This window comes from Rhodococcus pseudokoreensis, assembly GCF_017068395.1.
Taxonomy (GTDB): domain Bacteria; phylum Actinomycetota; class Actinomycetes; order Mycobacteriales; family Mycobacteriaceae; genus Rhodococcus_F; species Rhodococcus_F pseudokoreensis.
Genome location: NZ_CP070619.1, coordinates 3,105,522 through 3,125,900 on the forward strand (window position 1 = coordinate 3,105,522; position 20,379 = coordinate 3,125,900).

Annotated in this window: 17 protein-coding genes and 1 pseudogene; 13 read left to right on the plus strand and 5 right to left on the minus strand. The window is 67.1% G+C overall.

The window, feature by feature from the left end; translation table 11 throughout:
- Window positions 1–127: 127 nt before the first annotated feature.
- Window positions 128–946: an ACT domain-containing protein gene (locus JWS13_RS19310; protein ID WP_206007046.1), complete on the plus strand. Its 819-nt coding sequence runs from the start codon at window positions 128–130 to the stop codon at window positions 944–946.
- Window positions 947–1,086: 140 nt separating this feature from the next.
- Window positions 1,087–1,599 carry a helicase associated domain-containing protein gene (locus tag JWS13_RS19315; protein ID WP_206007047.1) on the plus strand — a complete coding sequence of 171 codons (513 nt, stop codon included), beginning with the start codon at window positions 1,087–1,089 and terminating at the stop codon, window positions 1,597–1,599.
- 12 nt (window positions 1,600–1,611) lie between these two features.
- On the opposite strand, the gene JWS13_RS19320 is transcribed toward JWS13_RS19315, so the two are convergent.
- Window positions 1,612–2,232 carry a superoxide dismutase family protein gene (locus tag JWS13_RS19320; RefSeq protein ID WP_206007048.1) on the minus strand — a complete coding sequence of 207 codons (621 nt, stop codon included), beginning with the start codon at window positions 2,230–2,232 and terminating at the stop codon, window positions 1,612–1,614.
- 51 nt (window positions 2,233–2,283) lie between these two features.
- Window positions 2,284–3,999, minus strand: coding sequence for a PucR family transcriptional regulator (locus JWS13_RS19325; RefSeq protein ID WP_206007049.1), 1,716 nt, complete (start codon window positions 3,997–3,999; stop codon window positions 2,284–2,286).
- Between the two features lie 161 nt (window positions 4,000–4,160).
- Here JWS13_RS19325 and pruA point away from each other — a divergent pair.
- Window positions 4,161–5,815, plus strand: a pseudogene (pruA, locus tag JWS13_RS19330) (L-glutamate gamma-semialdehyde dehydrogenase).
- A complete protein-coding gene (locus tag JWS13_RS19335; protein ID WP_206007050.1) occupies window positions 5,815–6,780 on the plus strand; it encodes a proline dehydrogenase family protein in 966 nt (321 codons plus the stop codon). Before pruA ends, JWS13_RS19335 begins: the two are co-directional and overlap by 1 nt.
- 9 nt (window positions 6,781–6,789) lie before the next feature.
- Here JWS13_RS19335 and JWS13_RS19340 read toward each other — a convergent pair whose 3' ends face one another.
- From JWS13_RS19340 to JWS13_RS19355, 3 genes are all read right to left on the minus strand, one after another.
- A complete protein-coding gene (locus JWS13_RS19340; RefSeq protein WP_206007051.1) occupies window positions 6,790–9,117 on the minus strand; it encodes an ATP-binding protein in 2,328 nt (775 codons plus the stop codon).
- A gap of 704 nt (window positions 9,118–9,821) precedes the next feature.
- Window positions 9,822–10,229, minus strand: a complete 408-nt coding sequence (locus JWS13_RS19350) for a YciI family protein (protein WP_206011658.1) — start codon at window positions 10,227–10,229, stop codon at window positions 9,822–9,824.
- Between the two features lie 89 nt (window positions 10,230–10,318).
- Window positions 10,319–11,104, minus strand: coding sequence for an alpha/beta fold hydrolase (locus JWS13_RS19355; protein ID WP_206007052.1), 786 nt, complete (start codon window positions 11,102–11,104; stop codon window positions 10,319–10,321).
- A gap of 105 nt (window positions 11,105–11,209) precedes the next feature.
- On the opposite strand from JWS13_RS19355, the gene JWS13_RS19360 reads away from it, so the two are divergent.
- From JWS13_RS19360 to JWS13_RS19400, 9 genes are all read left to right on the plus strand, one after another.
- Complete coding sequence (locus JWS13_RS19360) at window positions 11,210–11,860, plus strand: type IV toxin-antitoxin system AbiEi family antitoxin domain-containing protein (protein WP_206007053.1); 651 nt, start codon at window positions 11,210–11,212, stop codon at window positions 11,858–11,860.
- Window positions 11,861–12,133: 273 nt separating this feature from the next.
- Window positions 12,134–12,463, plus strand: coding sequence for a nucleotidyl transferase AbiEii/AbiGii toxin family protein (locus JWS13_RS46180; protein WP_338050665.1), 330 nt, complete (start codon window positions 12,134–12,136; stop codon window positions 12,461–12,463).
- A 195-nt stretch (window positions 12,464–12,658) separates the two neighbouring features.
- A complete protein-coding gene (locus JWS13_RS19370; protein ID WP_241032242.1) occupies window positions 12,659–13,258 on the plus strand; it encodes an alpha/beta hydrolase in 600 nt (199 codons plus the stop codon).
- 377 nt (window positions 13,259–13,635) lie between these two features.
- Complete coding sequence (locus JWS13_RS19375; RefSeq protein WP_206007054.1) at window positions 13,636–14,700, plus strand: carbon-nitrogen hydrolase family protein; 1,065 nt, start codon at window positions 13,636–13,638, stop codon at window positions 14,698–14,700.
- A gap of 128 nt (window positions 14,701–14,828) precedes the next feature.
- Window positions 14,829–15,809, plus strand: coding sequence for an AraC-like ligand-binding domain-containing protein (locus JWS13_RS19380; protein ID WP_206007055.1), 981 nt, complete (start codon window positions 14,829–14,831; stop codon window positions 15,807–15,809).
- Window positions 15,810–15,967: 158 nt separating this feature from the next.
- On the plus strand, window positions 15,968–17,569 hold the full coding sequence (locus JWS13_RS19385) for a linalool dehydratase/isomerase domain-containing protein (RefSeq protein WP_241032588.1): 1,602 nt from the start codon (window positions 15,968–15,970) through the stop codon (window positions 17,567–17,569).
- Window positions 17,562–18,077, plus strand: a complete 516-nt coding sequence (locus JWS13_RS19390; protein ID WP_206007057.1) for an SCO family protein — start codon at window positions 17,562–17,564, stop codon at window positions 18,075–18,077. Before JWS13_RS19385 ends, JWS13_RS19390 begins: the two co-directional genes overlap by 8 nt.
- Window positions 18,074–18,598 (plus strand): DUF5134 domain-containing protein, encoded by a 525-nt coding sequence (locus JWS13_RS19395; RefSeq protein ID WP_206007058.1) that lies wholly within the window; start codon window positions 18,074–18,076, stop codon window positions 18,596–18,598. The genes JWS13_RS19390 and JWS13_RS19395 overlap by 4 nt, the downstream gene beginning before the upstream one ends.
- Window positions 18,599–18,736: 138 nt before the next feature.
- Entirely contained in the window at window positions 18,737–20,371 is a 1,635-nt protein-coding gene (locus JWS13_RS19400) for a sigma-54-dependent Fis family transcriptional regulator (RefSeq protein WP_206007059.1), read from the plus strand.
- Window positions 20,372–20,379 lie beyond the last annotated feature (8 nt).

The following is a 20,379-nucleotide window of genomic DNA, read 5'->3' on the forward strand; positions in this document are numbered from 1 at the left end:
TGCCTTCCGCACCACATGTCTGCTGCACCACATCAAGATTGCACGCCAACGCATTTCACGATCAAGTGCAACACCACCGACCGTGCGGGGAAACCGCTTCGCAACACGGCGGGACGACAGTAGGTGCATGAACGATTCCGTGCGAGAACCCGGAGTTCACGTCAACGCGTGCGAGGCGTGCGGCCGCCTTCCGCATCCCCGCCGCGTCCGCCTGGCGCTGGCGAAGCTGTGCGCCGTGTTTCCCGTCGAGCTGTTGCTCCACGCCTTGGTCATTCATTTCCACGCCTCCTATCTGATGACCGTCACGGTTCTCACCGTCACCACGACCGTGTTGGTGATCTGGGTGGTCGAGCCGTCGGCGATGCGGCTCCTCGGCGGCTGGCTGCACGGTCCCGCGGACGGTAAGCACGGCCACCTCGCTACCGGACAGTCGCTCTGGCGCATCCGCGTCCGGGTGAGCGATCGCCCGGGTCAGCTGGAATCGCTGGCCCGCCACCTCGCGGAGCAAGGCGCCAACATCCTGACCGTGCACGTTCATCACCTGGAGGGCGGTTCACTCGACGAATTGATCGTCGGGGCATGCCGGGACACCTCGTCCGACGCGCTGTCGAATGCCGTTCGCGCCGGCGGCGGTCATGATGTCGGGATCTGGCCCGCGTCGGCGCTCGCCCTGATCGACGGCCAGACCAAGGCCTTGACGTTGGCGTCGCGGGTGGTCGCCGATCCGTCCGAACTTCCGCTGTCGATCGCGGAACTCCTCGGGGCCCAGTACGTCGATGTGCGCGTAAGCGACGTTCCCACTGCGGCGACGAGTGTCGAGATTCCGTCGGGTGACGAGCTGCTCGTCTTCGTCCGGTCGGCGGACGAGCCGTTCACGCCGGCCGAGATCGCCCGGGCCCGCCGCCTCGGCGAATTGGCGCGGAAGGCACGAGAGATGGCGATGTAAGGCCCGCAGGGACGGTCATTCGCACACAATTGCACCCCAACACGAGCCGACTTCCGTGACAGATCGTCAATCCGTTTGACATACTTGAACTAATGACTACCCGGACAATGTTTCACGGCTCTCACAAGGATGCGATCTCGATGCGAGATAACCAGTCCGCAGCCTCCGCCTTGCAACTCTACTGCGCCTTTCGGCATCAGCATCCCCGCAGCGTGATGCCCTCCGACTACGTCACCGACAACGGTTTCCGTCTCGGACGCTGGCAGGACCGCCAGCGCGTGGCCCGGATGCTGGGCACCCTGCCGCCGCAACGCATCCAGCAACTCGACGCGATCGGCTTCCTGTGGAGCGATGACGCCGTCCCGCTCCCGGCCGTGTCAGCGGCCGACAGCAAGCGGCGACGAATGCTCACCGCCATCGCCGCCTACCGCGAAGAGCACGGCAACGCACTCGTTCCCGCGAACTACGTCACCGCCGACGGAGAACAGGTGGGCCAGTGGCTCTATCGAGCGGTGAAGAAGTGGCGGGCCGACGCCCTGCCGGACGAAGAACGTCGCCCGCTCGTCGTGCTCGGTGTCTCCCCCGGTCCGCGCCCACGCGGGCCGCGGACCTCCGCGTCGCACGTCGGAAGGCAGTCCGCCGGTCGCCACTGACGGCCAGAGCCGTCAGAAGTTCTCGTTGATGCAGGCCAGACGATCACCGGCCATCCCAGCCTGACCGGGACCGGTCATGGTGTGCTGCGCGTGGAGCACCACCGAATTGGCCTCCCCTTCGCGAAACTCCCAGTCGACCGTCGTCGACGACTGCGCGTTGCCGCTCGCGTCGGTGGTGACGTCGAGCCAGATCTCGTTCTGAGGGTTCGCGTATGCGGGATCCGAAGACGGTGATTCCGGGGTCGCCGCGGGATCGACATTGTTCTGATAGTGCGGTCCCGAATCCGACGGTTTCGGCCCGCACGGGCGCGTGTGCGCGTGCACGCCGAAATCGCGGTTGGGCGCGAGCCCGGTCGCGGTGAACGTCACCGTCGTGCGGCCGTCCTGTCCCTCGGATTCGAGGTGGACGGACGAACCCACCGGGACAGCCACCTCGTCATAGGTAAACGCGTTGTCCTCACTCGCACCCTCCACCGGAAGTTGGAAGCCGTCGCCGGTCGTGCCCGGAAGCGGGACAGGCACGCTGGTCGTCGTTCCGGCGGAAACCGGAGGTGTCTCGACGGTGGCATCCGTCGACGCGTCGTCGCTGCCGCACCCGGCCGCCACGAGCGCGGTCAGGTGCCGACACGGCACGTACCAGTAGGCCCTTCGGGCCCGTGAGTGGTTAGCGAGTCTCTGGACTCGTCAACCACGCACAGGCGCGGAGCGCCTCCGGCGTCGGCGCAGGGTGAGTTGCAGCTCGAGGAGCAGGCGATCGGAAGCGTCCTGGAGGTCCACGCCGACGATCTCTTCGACGCGGCGGATCCGGTACCGCAGGGTGTTCGGATGCACCTGCACGGCCGCTGCGGCGCTGCGGACGTCGCCGTAGTGCGCGAGGTAGCTCTCGGCGCTCTCGCTCAGGTTCGACGAGTGGGTGGTGTCGTACTCGAACAGGGCATCCAATCGCGGATCGTGAAGTTCGGGGTGCTGCTCGACGAGATCGAGGATCTCGCCGAGCAGCACCGCGGTGCGCGATTCGGCGAGGGTGGTAACCCGCCCCTCCGGGAAGGTGGCGGCGGTGCCGTCGAGGACCCGGTCGACCTCGGCCCGCGCACCGGCCACATGTGCGAGATCCGTGACGGGGACGGCGATCGCCGCCCGGAGGACGATCGACCGTTTCGTTTCGAACTGGTCGACGAATTGCCGGGTCCAGGCGGCGACCGTACTCGCGGATTTGTAGCGCGGCAGCAACACATACGCGCGATCGCCGATGACGGTGGCCACCGAGTCGCGGCTGAAGGAACTGGCGTGCAGGCGCAGCATGCTCCCCGATTCCGCGAAGTCGCCGATCGGCGCTGCCGTGTCCGTGGCGGTCGGAGCGAAACCGACGACGGCGGCCGGGCCGGTCACCGGCAGATTCAGCGCACCGGCCACAGACGGGACGTCCACCCCGCCCCCGCGCGCACCGAATAGTCGCTGAATCAGCAGAGCCTCCGTGGACGGCGCGTTGAGGGTGCGCGAGATGATCCGCGCGGCAATCGCCGACGCGCCCCGCAGCACGTCGGCCGCATCCGGCGTCAGCGGTGCGTCGCCCTGCTGCACCCAGATCGACCCGAGCAACCGGGACGCACTCGCCCCTTCAGTGGTTTCCCGGATGCTGACCACCAACCGCCTCTTCGTACCGAGTTTCGGGTGTGCCGGGACGTCGACGACCTCGTCGCTCTTGCGGAGCCGGTCGAACACGCCCCATTTCTGCAGCACGCGCAGATAGTCCCGCGGTCCCTCGCGGCCGAGAATCGACAGCATCCGCAACTCGTCCGCCGATTCGTCGGACGACGAATACGCAAGCACGCGCGACTGCGCGTCCTCGATCGACACCATGCCGCCCGAATTCTGGGCCACGATCTGGGCGAGTCCGAACAGGTCGGTGTCGGTGGCCAGCAGTTCCTGATCTCCCAGAGCGGTCTGCAGTCGACGGGAACGGTCCAGCATCCGCTGGACCAGGGGGAACACGTGGTCCCACCGGGCCCTCGGGTGCACGGCCACCAGCGCGACACCCGCGCGTTGGGCCGCGGTCCGAAGTGCGCGTGGGTCGACTGCCGTTTTTGACATCACCGCGCGCGGTCGATGCCCCGGTGGCCGCTGCGCGACGCGATCGAACCAGCGCACCGCCTCGGCCTTGCCGACCCCGACGTGCAGCAGCAGGTCCGGCATGGGAGATTGCGATTCGATCTCGGCGGCCAGATCGGTGCCGTCGACGAGCGCGACCGACGCGAGGACGACGTCGTCACCGGCGGGTGCCTCGACCAGCTCGACCACCGCGGTGTCGAGAGCACTGAGAAGCTCACGCAGAGTGATGATCTCGCCGTTGTCCGGCGTATTCTCGGGAACCGGAGATACGGGTCGATCGCGGCGGCTCATGGGGATGTCTCCAGTTCGGATATCGAAAATCAGTTTGGCCAAGCGTACAACTCGATGCAACATAGTTTGTTCAACCGACTGATCAATCAGGGGCTTTTCGGGTGTTCACTGTGACTAGTTCGTTGCGGCGGTGCTCGCCGCCACATCTCGTAGGAGGTTTCATGGACGCCGTCACCACCACCCCGCAGCCGGTCAACGAGCCGGTCGGCAGTTTCGCACCCGGCAGCGCCGAGCGCGCCCGCCTGCAGGCCAAGCTCGCCGAACTCGGATCGAACCCCACCGAGATCCACCACGTGATCGGCGGGCAGCACCGACGCGGCAACGGCCCCACGATCGACGTGGTGCAGCCGCACCGGCACGCCGCGGTGCTGGGCACCTTCATCAACGCCGACACCCGGGACATCCAGGACGCCGTCACCGCCGCGGCCGCCGCGGCACCGGCCTGGCGGGCGCTGTCGTTCGAGGACCGCGCCGCGGTGTTCCTGCGCGCCGCCGACCTCCTGTCCGGACCCTGGCGCGAAACCCTCGCCGCCGCAACGATGCTCGGCCAGTCGAAGACCGCATACCAGGCCGAGATCGACACCCCGTGCGAACTGATCGACTTCTGGCGGTTCAACGTCCACTTCGCCCGGCAGATCCTCGCCGACCAGCCGATCTCCTCCCCCGGCGTGTGGAACAAGGTCGAATACCGCCCCCTCGAGGGCTTCGTCTACGCCATCACCCCGTTCAACTTCACCGCCATCGCAGGCAACCTGCCCACCGCCCCCGCACTGATGGGCAACACGGTGATCTGGAAGCCCTCCGAGACGCAAGCCGTGGCCGCGTACTGGACGATGAAACTGCTCGAGGCCGCCGGCCTGCCGCCCGGCGTGATCAACCTCGTCAACGGCCCCGGCGCCGCCGTCTCCGACGTGGTTCTCGCCGACCGCCGGCTGGCCGGGATCCACTTCACCGGCTCCACCGCGACGTTCCAGCACCTGTGGCGTCAGGTCGGCAACAACATCGCGAACTACGACTCCTACCCCCGCTTGGTCGGCGAGACCGGCGGCAAGGATTTCGTCCTCGCCCACAGCTCCGCGAACCCGGACACCCTCACCACCGCCCTGATCCGCGGCGCCTTCGACTTCCAGGGCCAGAAATGCTCCGCCGCCTCCCGCGCCTTCGTCCCGAAATCGGTGTGGGCGAAGATGGGCAACGACTTCATCGAGAAGGTGTCCGACCTGAAATACGGTGACGTCACCGACTTCTCGAACTTCGGCGGCGCCGTCATCGACAAGCGGGCCTTCGACCGCAACGCCGCCGCCCTCGCCCGCGCCAAGGCCACCCCAGCCTGACCATCGCTGCCGGCGGCCACGTCGACGACTCCGTCGGCTACTTCGTCGACCCCACCGTGCTGCTCGGCGACGACCCCACCGACGACGCGTTCCGCACCGAATACTTCGGGCCGATCCTGGCGGTGCACGTCTACGACGACGCGGCCGCTGGATCCTTCGACACCGTGCTCGACCTGGTCGACAAGGGCTCGAAGTACGCGCTGACCGGGGCGATCATCGCCGACGACCGCATCGCCGTCGCGAAGGCCACCGAGGACCTGCGGTTCGCGGCCGGCAACTTCTACATCAACGACAAGCCCACCGGTGCCGTCGTCGGGCAGCAACCGTTCGGCGGCGCCCGCGCGTCGGGCACCAACGACAAGGCAGGCTCCCCGCAGAACCTGCTGCGCTGGGCGTCCGCCCGCACCATCAAGGAAACGTTCGTCCCCGCCACCGACCACCGCTACCCGCACCAGACCGCCGACATCACCGAGGACATCTGATGGCCGCCTCCGATCTGCTGCGGCCGGCGCTGCTCGCCGCCGCCCGCTCCCCGCGCATGGAACGCACCGTCACCAAGATCCCGGTGACCCGCAACCTCGTCGACCGGTTCGTCGCCGGCGAAAGCGAGGACCAGGCCGTCACCGCGGCCACCGGCATCCTCGGCTCCGGCCGCTTCATCACCATCGACCACCTCGGCGAGGACACCACCGACCTGGCGCAGGCCAACGGCACCGTGGCGCACTACCTCACGTTGCTGTCGTCGCTGGCGCAACTCGCACCCGCCGCCGCGAACACCGGTGAGCCGCGCAGCATCGAGGTCTCCCTGAAGCTGTCCGCGCTCGGGCAGTTCCTGCCCCGGGACGGGCACAAGGTGGCGCTCGAAAACGCACACAAGATCTGTACCGCCGCCGAGGAGGCGGGGGCATGGGTCACCGTCGACGCCGAGGACCACACCACCACCGACTCGACCCTGTCGATCGTGCGGGAACTGCGACAGGACTTCCCGTCGCTGGGTACCGTGCTGCAGGCGTACCTCGAGCGCACCGAGGCCGACTGCCGGGACCTGTCCGGGCCCGGATCACGAATCCGGCTGTGCAAGGGCGCCTACAAGGAACCGGCCTCGGTCGCTCACCAGGGCAAGGTCGCAGTCGACGACGCCTACCTACGCTGCCTGCAGATCCTGATGAGCGGGCAGGGCTACCCGATGGTGGCCTCGCACGACCCGGCCATGATCGATGCGGCCCTGCAATACGCACAGGCGAACGGCCGCGGCGCTGACGACTACGAACTCCAGATGCTCTACGGCATCCGCGATGCCGAACAGCTGCGGCTCATCGACGAGCAGCAGCACCTGCGGGTCTATCTGCCCTACGGCGAGCAGTGGTACGGCTACTTCATGCGCCGCCTCGCCGAACGCCCCGCCAACCTGGTGTTCTTCCTGCGCTCGCTGACCTCGACGAAGTAGGCCCCACGATTACAAATTCTCGCCCTGCCGCTGCGCGATGCTCCACGCCGCGATCTGCGCGCGGGAGGTGAAACCCAGCTTGGACAGGATGTGTTCCACATGGCCCTGCGCGGTGCGTTGCGAGATGACGAGTCTGCCGGCGATCGCCTTGTTCGTCAGGCCCTCGGCGACGAGTTCGGCTACCTGTTGTTCGCGCCGCGTGAGGCTCGTGGGTCCCGGCTCGATTGCGGTATCGGAAGGCCCCGTCTCGTCGAGGGCGTACGCTGCGGCGTCGTCGAACCGCATTTCGAGGCCCTGCCGGAATTCCGCCTCGAACGCGCGGTCACCGATCGCCAGGCGTGCCTGTTGCTCGAACCTGGCATGTTCGAGGTGTGTGCTCGGGAAAATGGTGCTCGGACTCCCCACCGTGTGAACAAGCGCCTCGGTGGCACCCATCAACCTGGCCGCGCGGCTCGGCGCCTCCTGATCCACCGCGATCCACGAGAGGAGCTCCATACATCCCAAAGCGCTGATGCGGTCGTCCACCAGCCGTGCGAGCTGCAGCCCTCGCGCGACCAGATCCTTCGCACGGGAGCCCTCGCCGCGCCGCCAGGCGCCCATCGCGGCACCCCACAGCGACCATCCGCGGTACACGGATTCGCCGCGTGACTCGGTGACCTGCAGGATCTCCCGCTGACAGTCCTCACTCCGGGTGCGGTCTCCGGCTGCGTCTCCGGCCAGCACGAGACCGAGCAGCGACCACATCAGATACAGCAGGTTGCCGTCCTCCCGGAGCACCGGAAGGGAGGATTCGAAGTACGCGCACGCCGCCGCGGACTCCCCGATGAACAGCGCATGCCAACCGGCTGCATCGGCCATCAGCGCCGCGCCGAGACGATCACCGACCTGCGCCGCCATCGCCGCTCCCCGCTCGGCATAGAGCGCCGACGCATCCGGGTCGCCATTGAGCCCCGACAGCGCACTGAGCACATACAGCGCCTTGATCTGCTCCACACCGGGCGTGCCGCCCTGAACCGCCAGAAGCTGCGCGAGCCACCGCATGCCCTCGCGCAGCCGGCCCCGCACCCGCCAGTACGGGTACAGGGCCGCCGCCATCCGCAGTCCGGCATCTGCCTCACTCGGACCGGTCAGGCAGAACTGAAGGGCAGCACGGATGTTCGGTAGTTCGGCGTCGAGACGCGCGAGCCAGGCCACCTGCCGCGAGCTGATCCACTCCGACTCCGCCCGCAACACCAGGTGTTCGTGCCAGTCCCGGTGCCGACGCAACAGCGATGCGAACTCCCCGGTCTCCTGCAACCGTTCCGTACCGTAGTCACGCAACGTCTCGAGCAGCCGATACCGCACCACCCCGCCCGCCTCTTCCCGGATCAGGATCGACTTGTCGATCAACGACCCCACCACATCGACCACCTGATCCGCACCCCTGACATGGCCGCAGATGCCTTCGACCGCGTCGAGCGCGAAGCCGCCCGAGAACACCGCCAACCGGCCCCACAACTCCCGCTCGGCCGGCGAACACAACTCGTGACTCCAGTCGATGCACCATGCCAAAGTCTGCTGCCGAACCGGTGCACCACGACCGCCCGTCGTCAGCAGCCCGTACCGGTCCGTCAGCCGTTGCAGGATCTGATCCTCCGACATCGCCCGCAGCCGCACGGCCGCCAACTCGATCGCGAGCGGCAGACCGTCCAGTCGACGACAGATCCTCGCCACCACATCCTGATTGTTCCCGGTGACGGCGAAGCCCGGGACCACCATCGCCGCGCGTTCGGCGAAAAGGCTCATCGCCTCGTAGTGGTCGATGTCCCCGCCGGCCGGGGACGGGCGGTCCGGGTCCGGCATGGTCAGGGGCGGCACCCGGTACACCGCTTCTCCCCCGATTCCGAGCGGTTCCCGGCTGGTCGCGAGAATCCGAAGTTCCGGGCACGCGCGCAGAAGGGAACCGGCGAGGTCGGCGGCCGGTTCGACAAGATGCTCACAGTTGTCCAGTACGAGCAGCAGTTTCCGTGCCACGAGGTACTCGACGAGCAATGCCTCGGGTGCGGCGCCCCCGCCCTCGCGAAGCCCCAACCCCGACAGGACCGCGTCGACGACCGCGCCCGGCTCCTGCACTTCCCCCAACTCGACCAACCACACGCCGTCGTCGAACGCGCGCAGGGAGTCCGCGGCGACCCGCAACGCGAGCCTGGTCTTCCCCACGCCCCCGATACCCGACAACGTCACGAGCCGCGACACCGACAGCAGCCGGCGAACCTCGACGATCTCACGGCGACGGCCGACGAAACTCGTCAGCTCGTGGGGAAGATTCCCCACGTTCGCCCTGCCACCGAGCGGCATGAACCGTCACCTTCTCACGTACCCCCGCTGACCACGGTACCTCCGCCGATGGGCCGCGGTCTGGAGGTTCGCGACCACCACCGGATACGACCGGAGGAGAAGGCGGTGTGTGCCCCATTCGGTGTTGCCGTACAACGAGCTTCGAGTCCGGAGACGGCTCGCGTCCTGCCCTCGAATCCCGGACGAATTCGGCCGCAGCTCATTTCGGACCGCACACTGAGCCGCACCGCCTACCCGTCGGATGCCGGCGCCCGAACCGGCCGGACGGGAGCGATACCGACATCAGCCCGTGCGCCGCGCCGAAACGGCGGGCACGCCGATCCGTTCCCCTGGGACAATGACGTGACGACGCGAAGCGCCACCCGCATCGCCGGCCGAGGCGAGATCGACCCGGCCGATCCCGCCTCGGCACGGCCCCCATTGCGCGCCGTCCGCGACTTCCTCGAGCAACTCACCCGGGCCCCGGACCGCGTCGACGCCGTCGGGGTCGCCGACCTGCCCGGTTCGGCGGCCGCTTCCCGGGTTTCCTGCTTGCCGACGGGAAGACCACCGACCGCGGTGAGGTCGCGGCCGATCTGCGCCACGCGGTGCTGGACGCACCTGCCACCGCCGTCCATGACGCGTCGTACACGATCACCGACACCGACATCTCCCGGCTCACCGCCGGCCGGAACGCGCTCGGTCTCGAGGCCTGATCCGGAGTGTCAGTCCACGATCGTCGGCGGCTCGGTCAGGAACGGACGCAGCTCGAGCCACTCGTGGATCGGCTTCCCACCCGCACCCGGCGCCGCGGACAGGTCCCCAGCCAGCTCGAGCGCCCGCTCGTAGGTCTCGACGTCGATCACCATCCAGCCTGCGATCAGGTCCTTCGTCTCCGCGAACGGGCCGTCCGTGACCGGCGGGCGTCCCTCCCCGTCATAACGGACGAACGTCCCCTCCGGAGCAAGTGCCTGACCGTCGACGAACTCCCCGGTCCCCTCCAGCTTGGCCGCGAAATCCTGCATGTACTGCACGTGCGCCGAGATCTCCTCCGGCGTCCACTCCGCCATCGGCACGTCGTTCACCGCCGCCGGCGCGCCGCGGTAATGCTTGAGCAGCAAGTACTTGGCCATCATGTTCTCCTCGGTACGGGTGCGACCCATTCTGGTCACATTCACCCCAGGGACGGAGCCGATCACCGGTTCTCGACATCGCCCCCGAACTATTTCCGGCCGAGGCGATTGAGCCAGTCACCGAGCAGCACGGCGAGCAGTTCGGGCCGCTCGTGCATGAGCGCATGGCCGGCGTCCTCGAGGACGGCCAGGGTGGCGTGCGGGTAGCGCTCGGCCAATTCGCACGCGTCGGCGTACCCGGCGACCGAATCGCGCCGGCCCGCCACGATCAAGGCCGGCCCCGCGAACGCACTCGATCCGACGTCGACCGCCCACCGGGCGAAGATTCGTCCGAGCGCATCCTCGTCGACGAGCGTCGTCCCCGGCACCACATGGTCGCGGTAGCGGCGCGCGGTGGCCCGGGTGCGCACGACGAAGTACTCGTCGAACCCCGCCCACAGCGCACGCTCGAGCTCGTCGTAGGCATCGGCGTCCTGACGAACCACGCTGCGCTCGGGCACGTTCCGCGACCGCTCGGCGACCGGGCACAGCAACGCCAGGCCGAGCACCACATCTGGTCGCTGCGCGGCCACACCACGAGCCAGATAGGCGCCGTACGAATGTCCGACCAGCATCACCGGGCCCGCCCCCAGGCCGTCGATGAAGGCGGCGAGCAACGTCACCACATCGTCGTTGCCGGTCAGTCCGTCCGCTGTCGACAGGCCCATCCCCGGCAGGTCCGGGTAGATCCGCCGGTACCCCGTGCCCGGAACGACGGCCTCGATCGCCGCCTCGATCTCACGATGATCCACGCCGGCACCGTGCAGGGCGACAATCGGCACGCCACTGCCGTGCTCGACGTAATGGACCACGGCATCCTCGATCCGGCGCTCCATGGCAACACCCTAACGATCCGCGGCGTCCCTCAGTCGTTTGCGAGCCATAAGAACATTTCGTAGGCTTAGACCCTACGAAATGCGCATTGGAAGGGTGGGAGTTCTGTGACACGAGCACACACCACCGCCGTACCGGCGCCCCTTGCCCGGCGACCGCTGCGAACCTTCCGCCCCCAGGACGCCACAGGCGTCTACACCCATCCACGGCCCGAACTCGCTCGCCTGGTCGCCCGTGGCGTCCTGCATCGCGCCGCCCCCGGCTACTACATCGTCACGCCCCCCGAACAAGCCGGCCGTCCCTGGATCCCGGGTCTCGAAGCCACCGCTGCCGGGATCGCCACCACCATCTACGGACCCGACGAGGCCATCGTGATGGGTATCAGCGCGGCACGCCTGCACCACGCGATACCCCGAGCGTTGGCCACCGCCGTCGTCGCCGTCCCCCGTCGACACCGACCGATCACCCTCACCGACCGGCCCGCCACCATTGCCTTCCTCCGCCGCGACACTACTGAACTCGACGCCGAACGCATCGATACCCCACTCGGGGCCACACTGGTGACCACCCCCGAGCAAACCATCCTCGATCTGGCACGGTGGCCGCAACTCGGTGACGCCGAGATCGAAATCCCCACCGCGATCGCGGCCCTCCACCAACGCAGCGACCCCACGCGTCTAGCCGCCCTCGCCACCGAACAACACGGTATGACCGCCGCCCTCACCCGAGCTGAAGCCTGGTCGAGGACACGGTCGTGAACCTCGACGAACGCGACAGTGTCGCAAATCAATTCGGGGTCGCGTCCGAGCAGGTCGAGCGAGACCACCTCATCTCATTACTCCTGGCTTACCTCAGTGAACATTTCGCCGATCGACTGCACTTCATCGGTGGCACCGCACTCGCCCGCACACACCTCCCGACGGGCGGCTCAGCGAGGACATCGATCTCATCTCACTCGACCCACGACGCAGCGCGCTGGCCGCCGACCTCGACACATCATCCAGCGCTACAGCGACGCCCCGCCTGCCCGATTGCTCGTACCGACGCTCGCCGCGTTCGCCGCGTCCAAAACCGCGACCTGGTGCGACCGCGCGGCCGCCCGCGATCTCTGGGACCTATGGGCGCTGAACAACATCGGCGCGATCGACCCTGACGCCGCCACACTGTTCCGCAAGTACGGACCCACCGGCAGGAACCCCGGCGAATACGCGTTTGCGAAACCACCGAGCGACCACGAGTGGCAATCACAGCTCGCCGGCCAGACCCGTCTGATCGTCACCGCAAACGACGCCCTCCACACCGTCCGCACCGCCTGGTCGCACCTCTTCCCGGACAGCACTGCGACGCGTGCCGGAATATGAACCGACTGTCGGCTGGCGGGCCAAGTCGCCGATCCGCGGTCGTGAGACCCGACGGGCGGCCGGAAAATGGTTGGCGGGCACGACGCCCGCACTGCTAGCGTTCGGACGACCGTGACTTCGAATGAGGAGGTGAGACCCATGACCGCAGTACGCAGGTGGGTGCTCCCTCTCTTCACGGCCGGGCGATCGACGTAGATGTCGCCGGGAGCGCCTCGACAACACGGCAATCCCGAAAGGCAACACCATGCAATCGACGCGCCCGGACACGGTGACCGGCCGCGGAACCCTCAGGATCAACGGTGGGGCGACGCGATCCACCGGGCCCGGGCGGCCGGGGAACCGATCGCCCCGATCGTCATCGACTACAACACCTCGCTGGCGGAGCGTGCGGTACCGGAATGGCAGGCCACGCTCGACGCCCTGCAGGCGCTGCCCGAGATCGGCACCGAAGCGCTGATCGGCTACGGCGGCATGACGTTGGGTGTCGTGACCGGGCTGATGCTGGCGACGGTCGAACCCCGAATCGCCGCCCTGAGCATCGGTGCGGTCTTCGTCGACGACGCTCTGATCGAGACGGCACGAAAGATCACCGTTCCGGTCGAGTACCGGATTCGGTGGGACGACGAATACATCGACCGCCGAGCCGGCCTCGCACTGTTCGACGCCTTCGGTTCGAGGGAGAAGACACTGCACGCCCACCCGGGTGGGTACAACCAGGTGCCCGAATACGAGCGCGACAGCTCGGCCCGGTTCTTCGCCCGCCACCTCCGACGGGACGGTGCGACACCGGCTTGACGTAACGGTATTTGCGGCCGGCTACGAGTCGGCCGCCGATGCTGCGCGAACGTGCTCGAGTAGCGTTCGATCAGCCCGCCTTTGCCGAGGATTCCGAAGGCATTGCAGTTCAATATGATCGGTGACGCATTCCGGCGGCGCGCAGGGATACAGCGGGACGCTGCGTGCCTCGGTGAAACGGTCCACGCATGTGCCCACACCGATCCGGGGCGGTCAGAATCAGGAGCGGAACGCCTGCGAGCGGGGTCGGCGAGGGGGCCTCGTCAACGGCCGTCAGCCCTTGCGCCGGTTGGTCAAGAACGTTGCGTCGCTGAGTCCATACACGGCCAGGATCCGGGCCTAGATTTGATCGCATTCCCGAGGGCTAGGAGATTCCCGTGGCACTACAGCATCATTCTTTCCGCGCGGCAGCGGTTCAGGCCGCCCCCGTCTTCCTCGATCTCGACGCCTCGATCGACAAGGCGATCGCACTGGTCGAGGAAGCCGCCAACGCCGGCGCCGAACTGGTCGCCTTCCCGGAGACCTTCCTGCCCGGCTATCCGTGGCACATCTGGCTCGGCGCACCCGCCTGGGCGTTCCAGTTCACCGGCCGGTACTTCGACAACTCCCTCGAATACGGCACACCCGAGGCCGACCGCCTCGCCGCCGCCGCCCGCGACAACCACATCATGGTGGTGATGGGCCTGAGCGAGCGATACCAGGCCAGCCTGTACATCGCGCAGTGGATCATCGATGCGGACGGCCGCACCATCGCCACCCGGCGCAAGCTCAAGCCCACCCACGTCGAACGCACCGTGTTCGGGGAGGGCGACGGATCGGACCTCGCGGTCCACGACACCGACCTCGGCCGGCTCGGCGCACTGTGCTGTTGGGAGCACCTCCAGCCGCTGTCGAAGTACGCAATGTACGCACAGAACGAGCAGATCCACATCGCCGCCTGGCCCAGCTTCTCCTCCGACTCCGACGAGTCCTACGCGCTCGGCGCCGAGGTGAACACCTCCGCCAGCCGCGTCTACGCCGTCGAGGGCGGCACCTTCGTGATCGCGCCGTGCGCCACCGTCTCGACGGAGATGGTCGAGTTGCTGTGCACCGACGACATGAAACGGCAGATCCTGCCCGCGGGCGGCGGCCACGCCCGGATCTTCGGCCCCGACGGCCGGATGCTGCACGAACCGCTCGATCCCTCGACCGAGGGCATCGTCTACGCCGACATCGACACCAGCGTCATCTCCGTCGCCAAGGCCGCAGCGGATCCGGCCGGCCACTACGCCCGCCTCGACGTGACCCGACTCTGGATCGACAAGACACCGGGCGACCGCGTCATCACGGCAACCCCCGCCGGCGCCGGCCGGGCCCGTTCGATCGACCGCTCCGAGTTCCTCACCGACACCGACCTCGCCGACTTCACGCTTCTGGACCCCACAGCGCAGGAACCTGCCTGACCTCGAGTCCGCAGTTCAGCGAGTATCTTGAGTACCACGACACAACCTGGATGCCGGCGTCGAAGTCGATGATCGACTCTGATTCCCGGTTCCGGGTGTTCGGGAGGCAGTAGTTCGAAGGTGAACTGATGATTCACGAAGACGCCACCGCACCGACGGCGAAAACCACGATCAGTACCGACTCCGTGGCACGCACCGACCGGCGGGAGTTCTGGACCCGCGCGATCAGCCGGACATATGTGGACCTCCAATGCGACGTGCCCGAGCCCTCCGGTTCGATCGGCGGTTCGATCGAGGTGGCCGACCTGGCCACGCTCGGGCTGTCCAAGGTCACGTCGACCGCGCAGTCGGTGCTGCGCACCCCCGCGGGAATCGCCCGGGCGTGCGAAGACTACTTCCTCGTCAGTGTGCAGAACCGCGGGAGCGGCTTCGTCGTGCAGGACGATCGGATCGCCCGATTCGACCCGGGCGACTTCGTGCTCTACGACACCACGCGGCCGTACGAACTGCACTTCACCGACGACTTCGAGCAGTACGTCCTCCGGTTGCCGGGCGCGACGCTGCGCACTCTCGTGCGCAACACCGACGACCTCACCGCGCGCACCGTCCCCGGCGCGCAGGGTGCCGGGAAGCTGCTCCTGACGATGGTGCGGACACTCCTCGACGACGCCACGATGAGCCCCCAATCGACGGAGGCCGTGGCCCAGAGTGTGGAGTACATCCTGGTCGCGGGTCTCGCCGGACTCTCCGGACTCGACGCGCCGCCGCCGGAACTCGCCGCCCGGCGGCTCGCCGCGATCAAACAGGAGATCCGGGCCCGCCTCCGCGATCCCGACCTCTCCATCGCCTCGGTCGCGGCGGCTCTCCATCTGTCCCCCAGCACACTCCATCGCGCTTTCGCGTCCGAGCCATTGTCCGCCAGCGAGTGGATCTGGACGCAACGGCTCGAGGGTGCGAAGCGTGAACTCGTCGACCCGACACTGTCGAACAGTTCGATCTCCGACGTGGCTTTCGCTTGGGGGTTCTCCGACCCCGCACACTTCAGTCGCGCCTTCCGCGCCCGGTTCGGATGCAGCCCTCGCGAATACCGCACCGCCGCAATAGAATAGCCGGCCACCAACAGCCTCGGTGACATCAGTTCGATCCGGAGTGTTCGTGATCGGAACACTCGCACCCGAGAAAACGGGGCATTGTGAAGCACATCACCACAACGGGGCCGTCCTGGGAGGGGCGAGCTTCGAGAGGAAGGAAATCTCCAGTGACGTCGATGAAGGCCGGACAAGGCTCGGTTCAGGATGGAAGCGTCGCTGATGTCGATCTTGCACTGACGCCCGAACAGCTCGGACACCTCCGGCATTTCGACAACCTGTCGCGGCAGCTGCCGAACGACTGGTCGTCGATGCAGGGTAAGGGAGTCGGACAGGATGATTTCGGCGGTCTCCGGTTCCAGCTCGCCTACATGACGTACGCACTCGCGTTGACCCATGCCCACCGCCTGCCCAATGCACCGGGAGTGTTCAAACCCGTTTTCGAGCGGCTCATCGAGAAGATGGTCATGCCCGAGGTCTGGTTGTACTGGCGCGACGTCAGCCGCGGTGGTTCGGTGTTCAACGCTCATCTGACGGACAACTACCACGAAGAGTGGAATCCAGTCGGCCGCGACAACATCATGTACAGCGCCTACGTCCAGTCCATGGCCTTGCTGTACCACTACCTCTTCGGGGACGACAGGTACACGAAACCCGGCGCCCTCACGTTCGAGCACTGGTCGTTCTTCTGGGGCGGGGAACCCAAACGGTTCGAATACGACGAGAACTCCCTCAACGAGAATCTCTACTGGCAGATGGTCGAGAGCGGCTATCTCGGCGTCGCCTGTGAGCCCAACTGTGTCTTCCAGATCTGCAACCAGCCGGCAATCCTCGGGTTCCGCATGCACGACCTGGTGACGGGCGAAAATGTGGCCGCGGAGGTGACCCGGAGTTACGAACAGGCGTGGGCGCAGCTGGGACGGCTCGATCCGTCCGGGCACTACAACATGATGTTCGCCCAGGATTCTCATACGGTCTTCCCCAACGAACCGACCTCCGCGTGGCCCGACGCCTGGTGCGGAACGCTGATGAACATGTGGAACAGAGACTTCGTGCGGGCTCACTACCCGGAGCAGATCGCAGATCTGCTGGTCCACGGACCGGACGGAACGCTGTCCGTCAGCTCCGCTCCCACCCGGGAAATAATGGGGCAGAACGTCATCAACGACACCTGCGACTTCGGATGGGCCGTCGCGTGGGCATCCGAGATGGGCGACACCACCACACTGGAGGGATTGCTCGCGCACGCCGACCGCTTCATGAACCCGACCTGGCGGGACGGCGGTCTGTACTACCCGCGGAACGACACCATGTCCGACGACCGGGGCAACCGCACCGTCGTCGAGCCACTCACCGGTAACACCCTCCTCGGCTATGCGCGACTGAACGTGCCGGACGGCATGTGGAAGCTGTACAACGAGCCCTGGGGCCCGGCGCATTTCACGGAACCCGCCCTCACCGAGGTTGCCGGCGACATCGCGGTGAGCCAGGCACGGTTCACCCCGGAATCCGGCACGTTGACATTCCGCATCCAACGCCACGGCGACCGGGGCGGTGACGGATCGATCGTCCTCGGCAACGTCGCCGACCGCGAGCGGTGGTCGTTGACGGAGAACGGTGCCGTCGTCGCGACGGGTGGAGCAGATGCACCGACCGTTCCTGGACGACCGTCCATCGAGATCACATACGGCGAGAACGGAATCCGGATCAAGGTGCCCGCCGGAGAACCACGGACCTTCCACCTCGAAGTGTCCCCGCCGAGCGGAGGCAGCGATGCCTGAGACCACCGGGAACGTCGCTGGCCGATACGTCGGCGGCGCCTTCGACCTCGTCGACCACGACGGGCGTGAGGTGACCGACCGGACCTATCACGGCAAGTACGCGGTCGTCTTCTTCGGTTTCACCCACTGCAAGATGGTGTGTCCGCGTGCGCTGCACCGCTTGTCGACGGTGCTCGACAGATTGGGGCCCCTCGCCGATCGCACCCAGCCGCTGTACGTCACGGTCGACCCGGAGCGGGATTCACCGGAAGTGATGAAGGAATTCCTCGCCGCCGACTATCCCCGGTTCACCGGGCTCACCGGAACTCCGGCACAGGTCGAGAAGGCCAAGAAATCGTTCCGCGTGTATTCGACCACCGTCGCCGATCCCGATGATCCGGACAGCTATCAGATGCCGCACTCCGCGTTCACCTACGTTCTCGGTCCGGACGGCAACTACCGCACCCACTTCACCGACGCCGTGGACGAAGACGAATTGGTTACCCGCCTGTCCTCGATTCTGCGATGATCCACGCGCTGACCCTCGCCGGCGTCGTCGGCGCCGCGCTTCCCCTGATTCTCCCGCGGGGGCGACTGCTCAGGATCCAGGTGGCGCACCTCGCGATGACGCTGGCGATGGCGGCGATGTGGCTTCCCGGAGCAAGCGCAGGGTGGGCAACTGCAGGGATGGCATGCCTCCTGATCGCCCTGGCGATGTGGGTGACCGCCGATGTGGTCGACCGATCTGCAGCCGTTTCCTGCGCAGTGGACCTCACGGCCATGGCGATCATTCTGTTGTTCGTCTCGCCCCACACACCGGATACCGGCGGCGCACTTCCACCCCACCTGCATCAGGAGTCCCTTCACGGACACGGACTGTCCAGTGGGGCGACGACCTCCACGTGGCTGGGTCTCCTCGTCCTGGCATGCTGGGCAGCGATCGCGCTGTATCCCCACATCGCACGCCGCGGCGCGACCGATAGGCGGACGACCATCGCGACTGCCTCGGCCGCGCTGATGCTCACCGGAATGGCGCCGATGGCAGCGTGAGGGAGAGATGATGGAGGCGGCGCCGGATGTGTGCACATCACCGCAAGGGTGGAGCAAGAAGTGACAGCTGATCAACCCCGGAACCAGTCGGCCCAGCCACGTCGACCGGAAATCGAACTCGCGTGGCATCGCGCCACGATGAGTGGGCTCGACCCCGGCATGGAGGTCCGCGAAACGATCATCAGCGACATCGACGTGCGGAGCACGCTGACTGTCGCGGCCGGACCTGTCCTGGACAAGATGGTCGAGGAATTGTCGGACACCCGTTTCTCGATCCTGCTCGCCGACCGCACCTCACGCATCGTCGACCGCCGCGTCACCAGTCAGGCGATCGGCCGTGCCCTCGATCGGGTTCTGGCTGTTCCCGGATTCCAGTACCTCGAGGAAGTGAGCGGCACGAACTCGCTCGCTACCGCGTTCGAACTACGCCGGCCGATCGCTGTCACCGGCGAGGAGCACTTCCTCGAAGCCCTGCGACGTTTCTGCTGCTACGGCGCACCGATCATCCACCCGGTGACCCACCGCCTCGAGGGCGTGATCGACGTATCCGGACCCGTGGCCGATGCGACCACCCTGCTGGGGCCGTTCCTGATGCGGGCGGCCCGCGACATCGAAGAGCGCCTGCTCGAAGGATCCCGCGTAGCCGAGAAGCAACTCCTCGCCGAGTTCCAGGCCCACGCGAACCAGAAGCGTCACGCGGTGATCGCACTAGGCGAGAACCTGGTGCTGACGAACACGGCAGCGGTCGATCTGATCAAGGGAGCCGACCACGTCGCGCTGCGGGCAATCGCGGCGGATCTGTCCAGTCGCGCGCCCTTCGAATGCTCGCTCACTCTGGCTTCGGGCACCGAGGTCTCCGTCCGCGCCCGTGCGGTGGCGGGCAGTCACGGTGGTGCGCTGTTCGAGATCACCGAGGATTCGTCGTTGGTCACGCGCCGGCCGTCCGGGCCTCGCCGGTCGATCACCGCACCGGCCGACGAGCCGTCCCCGACCAAGCTGTCCCGGACGGTACTGATCACCGGCGAACCCGGGACCGGCAGAACCTCCACGGCGCGGTCGCTGGCAGGCGCAGAGTGCGTGGTGTTCGACGCGGCCGACGCCGTCGAGGACGACAGCACCTGGTTCCTCGCCGTGCGCTCGGCGTTGAGGGAGGCTGACAAGTCGATCGTGATCGACAACATCGACGCCCTGAGTCCTCGGTTGGCCGCTCAGCTCGCCGCACCGGTACGCGTCAGCCGCAACCCGGTCGTGCTCGCCGGCGCACCGCTGTCCGAACTCGACAACCCGCACCGGGCTCTCGCGTCCCTGGCGCTGACCCGGCACGACCTGCAACCGCTGCGCACCTATCCGCACAAACTGGCGGGGATCGTCAAGTCCGTCTTGGAGGATCTACTGCCAAATTCCACGGTGGAGCTTGCCCCCTCCGCCCTCCAGGTACTCGCGACTCAACCGTGGCCCGGCAACATCCGCGAGCTGCGTGCCGTTCTCGAGTATGCGGCCCGGGGACGCGATCGCGGTGTGATCGTCGAAACCGATCTACCGGAAACCATTCGGACGAACACGAATTCGTCCCGAACGCTGACCTTGATGGAGACCGCCGAACGGGACGCAATCGTCGCCGCCCTGCGCGCGTCGAACGGAAACAAGGCAGCGGCGGCCGCCGAACTCGGGATCGGACGGACCACGCTCTACGCCCGTCTGCGTCGCTACCGCATCTCGGATCCTGCACCCCAAGCGAGTGTTCGTAATCGGAACAGTTCGACCACACGGTGATCGACAAG